This is a genomic window from Mycobacterium sp. E3339 (assembly GCF_001666915.1).
In the GTDB taxonomy this organism is placed as follows: domain Bacteria; phylum Actinomycetota; class Actinomycetes; order Mycobacteriales; family Mycobacteriaceae; genus Mycobacterium.
Genome location: NZ_LZIZ01000123.1, coordinates 1 through 4,358 on the forward strand (window position 1 = coordinate 1; position 4,358 = coordinate 4,358).

Annotated in this window: 3 protein-coding genes and 1 pseudogene; 1 reads left to right on the forward strand and 3 read right to left on the reverse strand. The window is 69.8% G+C overall.

What is annotated here, in order from left to right:
* Positions 1–841 (forward strand): carboxyl transferase domain-containing protein (locus A5702_RS11125; protein WP_304440334.1); only part of this gene is annotated, 841 nt, incomplete at its 5' end.
* A gap of 26 nt (positions 842–867) precedes the next feature.
* On the opposite strand, the gene A5702_RS11130 is transcribed toward A5702_RS11125, so the two are convergent.
* The 3 genes and pseudogenes from A5702_RS11130 to A5702_RS11140 form a co-directional block, all read right to left on the reverse strand.
* Positions 868–2,448, reverse strand: a complete 1,581-nt coding sequence (locus tag A5702_RS11130; protein ID WP_068220637.1) for an FAD-dependent monooxygenase — start codon at positions 2,446–2,448, stop codon at positions 868–870.
* Between the two features lie 29 nt (positions 2,449–2,477).
* The gene (locus A5702_RS11135; protein WP_068220638.1) at positions 2,478–4,022 is read right to left on the reverse strand and encodes a glycerol-3-phosphate dehydrogenase/oxidase; all 1,545 of its coding nucleotides are present in this window, start codon (positions 4,020–4,022) and stop codon (positions 2,478–2,480) included.
* Positions 4,019–4,358: pseudogene (locus tag A5702_RS11140) on the reverse strand (TetR/AcrR family transcriptional regulator); the annotation flags it as partial. The pseudogene A5702_RS11140 and the gene A5702_RS11135, both read right to left, overlap by 4 nt.

Below are 4,358 nucleotides of genomic sequence, written 5' to 3' on the forward strand. Positions count from 1 at the left end.
CGCCGACGACGAGCTCGACGCCTACGAGCGGGGTCGCCGGCTGGTCGGATTGTTCTGCCAGCAGGGGCATTTCGACCGCACCAAGGCCGAGGCCGGTGACACCGATATCCACGCGCTGCTGCCCGAGTCGTCCCGGCGGGCCTACGACGTGCGTCCGATCGTGACCGCGATCCTGGACGACGAGACCCCGTTCGACGAGTTCCAGGCCAACTGGGCGCCGTCGATGGTGATCGGCCTGGGCCGGCTGTCCGGCCGCACGGTGGGCGTCCTGGCGAACAACCCGTTGCGACTGGGCGGCTGCCTGAACTCCGAAAGCGCCGAGAAGGCCGCGCGTTTCGTGCGGCTGTGCGACGCGTTCGGCATCCCGCTGATCGTGGTCGTCGACGTGCCGGGCTACCTGCCCGGGGTTGACCAGGAGTGGGGCGGCGTGGTGCGCCGCGGCGCCAAGCTGCTGCACGCCTTCGGCGAGTGCACGGTCCCGCGCGTCACGCTGGTGACCCGAAAGACCTACGGCGGGGCCTACATTGCGATGAACTCGCGGTCGCTCAACGCGACGAAGGTCTACGCCTGGCCGGACGCCGAGGTCGCGGTGATGGGCGCCAAGGCCGCCGTCGGCATCCTGCACAAGAAGAAGCTGGCCGCCGCGGCGGATCACGAGCGCGAAGCGCTGCACGACCAGCTGGCCGCCGAGCACGAGAAGATCGCCGGTGGCGTGGACAGCGCCATCGAGATCGGCGTGGTGGACGAGAAGATCGACCCCTCGCACACCCGCAGCAAGCTCACCGAGGCGCTGGCCCAGGCGCCGGCACGCCGCGGCCGCCACAAGAACATCCCGCTGTAGGTCACCTTCTGGTCGCGGCGTAAGGGCTAGCGGCCGAGGATCCCCGTAACCGCTTGGCGCAGCGCGCCTTCCGGGTCCGCGGGCATGGCTTCGGCACGCCACCCGACGAAATCGTCGGGGCGCACCAGCAGGGCGCCTTCGGGCGCAAGCCCGGTGACGGCAGCCCACTCGTCGCTCTCGATGCGGTGCGCGGTCACCGACACCGAAGCCGCGGCGGCACACCAGCGTTCGTCGCCGGTGAGCACGGTGAACCCCCCACCCAAGAGGTCGAGCGTCGAAACGCCTTCGCGCACCCACACGTGCGGGACGCGGGTGCCGGGCTGGCCGCGCAATTCTTCGACCAGTGACACGGTGTCGGGATCGGGCGGACCCGGATCGTCGGAAATCACTGCGGCCGAATGGTATTGGTAGCCGATCAGCAGCGCAAACATCGGCGCCTCTTCGTCTGGTGGCAATAGCGGCCGGTTATCGTCCAACCGCAGGAAAGCCAGCGACGGCCCGGTTAGCGACTGGCGCGCGTTGAACCGCCCGACCGGGTGCCGCTCGGCATGGTAGGTGCCCAACAAGGCCGGGTCGGCGCTCCCGTTCAAGACCGCGGCCAGCTTCCAGGCCAGGTTGTGCGCGCTCTGGATGGCGGTGTTGGCCCCGCCAGCCTTGAACGGCGGCATGGTGTGGGCCGAATCGCCGACGAGAAACACTCTGCCGCAGCGGAATTGGTCGGCAACCCGCTCGTACGGCTGCCACGGCGCGACGTCGATGATCTCCACGTCGATCGGCTCGCCGATCGCTTTCGTCAGCATCTCGCGGCACCGCTGCGCGGTGAACTGTTCGGCGGATTCGCCGCGGGCGGGAAAGTAGGTGTTGATGAACATGCCGAAGTCGTCGCGCACCGGCAGAAAGATGCCCTCCACGTCCGGGTTTTTCACTTGGATGCCGTCGCCCGCACCGAGGTCGCGGGCGAATTGACGCCACGGCGCACGGAAGTAGACGAACACGACATAGATCGGCAGTGCCCCGTAGCCGGCGGTGCTCACGCCCAGCGCGTCGCGAATCGGGCTGTGCACGCCGTCGGCGGCGACGAGATAGTCGGCGCGTACCGTCTCGGTCGCGCCCGACTCGCGATCGCGGATGACCGCGGTGACGCCGCTTTCGTCCTGGTCGAACGAGCCCAACTCCGTGTTGTAGCGCGCCTCACCACCGTGCCGGCGGATGTAGGTGAGCAGGATCGGTTCGAAGGCGCTCTGCGGGCAGTACTGGCCGCCGGGCTCCGGGCTCAGATCCTTGAACGGCGCGAAGATCGCGTTGACGTCGAGCGCCTGTCGCTGTTCGGCGCTGTTGAGCGTCGGCCTGCTCAGCATGTCGGGAACGCCGTGGGCGATCGCGTGGACCTCGTCGGCCAATCCGAGGCCGCGCAGGATCTCCAGGCTGCGGAAGCTCAGATTGCGGGCTTTCGGGTAGATGAACACCTCGCGCCGCTTTTCGACCACCAGCGAGCGAACGCCGTGTTTGGCCAGCAGCGCAGAGGTCGCGAGGCCGCCGGCGCCGGCGCCGACGACGAGAACGGGCATTCGTGTGGTTGTCACGCCAAAAATGATAGTCCATGTCATTAAACATTGACTATCGGAATGCTGAAGCCTCAGCCGAACTGCCCCACGAACTCCTGGGCCACCGCCAGCGCGCGCTCCCGGTCGGACTCAACCAGCCCGATGCGGGTCCGCCGGTCCAGCAGGTCGGAGGCGTCGAGCGCGCCCTCGTGGGTGATGGCGTACTCGAATTCCGCCCTTGTGACGTCGATGCCCTCGGCGATCGGGTCGGTCGGCCGCTTGCAGGTCGCGGTGGCGATGACCTTGGCCGCCTCGGCCCCGTACCGCTGCACCAGCGACGCCGGCAGCTCGACGGCCGGGCCGGCGGCGGGCGTCCCCGGGTTGGTGGACGCCCCGATCAGCGGCAGGTCGTGGGTTCGGCACTTCGCGGCCCGCAGGCGCCGCAGGCTGACCGCGCGGTCCAGCACGTCCTGGGCCATGTAGCGGTATTCGGTCAGCTTGCCGCCGATCACGCTGATGACCCCGGACGCCGACTCCACGACCGCGTGCTCGCGCGAGACGTCGGCGGTGCGGCCCTCGCCGGTGTCGATCAGCGGCCGCAGCCCCGCGTAGGCGCCGATGACGTCGGACGGGCCCAGCGCGACGCCCAGCGCGGTGTTCACGGTGTCCAGCAGGAAGGTGACCTCGTCGGCCGACGGCGTGGGCACGTCCGGGATCGGTCCGGGAGCGGCTTCGTCGGTCAGCCCCAGGTACACCCGCCCCAACTGCTCGGGCATGGCGAACACGAACCGGTTGAGCTCGCCGGGTATCGGAATCGTCAGCGCGGCAGTGGGATTGCCGAACGCGGCCGCATCGAAGACCAGGTGAGTGCCGCGGCTGGGCCGAAGCCGCAGCAAGCCGTCGATCTCGGCCGCCCAGACCCCCGCGGCGTTGATGACCGCACCGGCGGAAACGTCAAACGCCTCCCCGGTGCGCTGATCGGTCAGCCGCACCGAGGTGCCGGTGGCGTGCGAGGCCGCCACGTAGGTCAGGATCCGCGCGCCGTGCTGCGCGGCGGTGCGCGCGACCGCGGTGACCAGTCGGGCGTCGTCGATCAACTGCCCGTCGTAGGCCAGCAATCCCCCGTCCAGGCCGTCTCGCCGAACGGTCGGCGCCATCCGCACGACGCGATCGGGACCGATCCGGCGCGAGCGGGGCAGGGTCGCCGACGACGTGCCCGCGAGCATGCGCAGGGCGTCGCCGGCCAGGAATCCGGCGCGCACCAACGCCCGTTTTCCCCGGCTCATCGACGGCAGCAGCGGGACCAGCTGCGGCATGGCACGAACGAGGTGAGGGGCGTTGCGGCTCATCAGGATTCCGCGTTCGACGGCGCTGCGCCGGGCGATCCCCACGTTGCCGGTCGCCAGGTAGCGCAGGCCGCCGTGGACCAGTTTGGAGCTCCAGCGGCTGGTGCCGAAGGCCAGGTCGTGCTTTTCCACCAGCGCCACGCGCAGCCCCCGCGATGCGGCGTCCAGGGCGATGCCGGCGCCGGTGATGCCGCCGCCGATCACCACGACGTCCAGCGGCTCGCCGTCGGCGAGCGCGGTGAGGTCGGCGGCCCGGCGGGCGGCGTTCAGCGCGGTGGTATCGGCGATCACGACAGGTATCCGTTCAGCGAGTAGGCGAGTTCGCGGGCCAGCGTGTCGGCGTCCAGCAGCGGCTCGACGATCTGCGCCGACTGGATGGTCGACTGGGCGATCAGCAGCACCATGGTCGCCAGCTGAACCGGGTCGCCGGCGCGGACGCTGCCCTTGCGCTGGGCCACCCGCAACCGGTCGGCGAGGGCGTCGATCAGCATGTGCTGGCTGGTCCCGAGCCGCTCGGTGATGTAGATCGGCGCCAGCTCCGAGTGCAGCACCGACATCACGAGCCGGTCCTCGCGAAGCAGGTTGGCCACCGTAACGATCTGTCGCACAAGCGATTCCCGGTCGTCG

Coding starts and splice junctions, on each gene's coding strand:
- A5702_RS11130 (WP_068220637.1), bottom strand. CDS start 2,448: ATGACATGGACTATCATTTTTGGCGTGACAACCACACGAATGCCCGTT.